Source organism: Vibrio sp. 1978 (assembly GCF_033344345.1).
Map to the genome: position 1 here is coordinate 1 of NZ_JAWPOP010000257.1, position 865 is coordinate 865.

1 protein-coding gene is annotated in these 865 nt (G+C 46.0%); it reads right to left on the reverse strand.

The features are described from left to right. Positions 1-60: 60 nt before the first annotated feature. The coding region (locus R8N49_RS25930) for a Dyp-type peroxidase (protein WP_318190305.1) at positions 61-865 on the reverse strand (805 nt) is incomplete at its 5' end.

Below are 865 nucleotides of genomic sequence, written 5' to 3' on the forward strand. Positions count from 1 at the left end.
GAGAGAATAGAAAACAAAAAACCCTCCGAATGGAGGGCTTTGGAAACTTTTAACTATTCATTACTTAATGGCCAGTTCTGCTAGCATTTCTTGTGAAGGAGCGAAGAAGTACGCACCTGTTACCGCTTTAGTGAAGCGAAGCAGTTGGTCTGTTTTACCGTCGGTTACGCCGTACATGCTCTCTAGCATCACTTTGATATTGTGAAGGGTATTGCAGTAAGAGATGAACAACAGACCGTGCGCACCAGTCACTGTGCCGTATGGCAAGCTATGACGAACAATCTTCAAACCTTTACCTTCTTCTTTGATATCAACTCGACCAACGTGAGATGCTGCCGGTACGTCTTCTAGCTCGACTGAATCTGGTTTGGTGCGACCAATAACTTTCTCTTGAGCTTTGATATTTAGGCGATTCCAAGCTGGCAAGTTGTGCTCAAAACGTTGAACCATAACATAGCTGCCACCAGCATATGGGCCATCTTTTACCAATGCTACATCAGCGCGAGCGTCCCCTTTCGGGTTTTCTGTGCCGTCGATAAAGTCCGTCATGTCACGTGCATCTAGGTAGCGGTAGCCGTACGTTTCATCCACGACCGTCACATCTTCTGCGATATCGGTTAGGAATTTGCGCAGTACGTAAAAGTGCAAATCGTGGCGAGTAGAATGGCAGTGAATAAGCACATCAACATCTGTTGTTGGCGCAATAATGTCGCCTTCACCAAGTTGTGGAAAATCAATCAGCTCTTCTGGTGCGTCAATATTTAGGTGCTGCCAGAATGATTTGGTGAATGCGATGGAAATCGTCAGATTAGCGCCCGGTTGACTGTTGTTTAAGTCTTTAACCAGCTCAGGAAGCGCTTTCAGT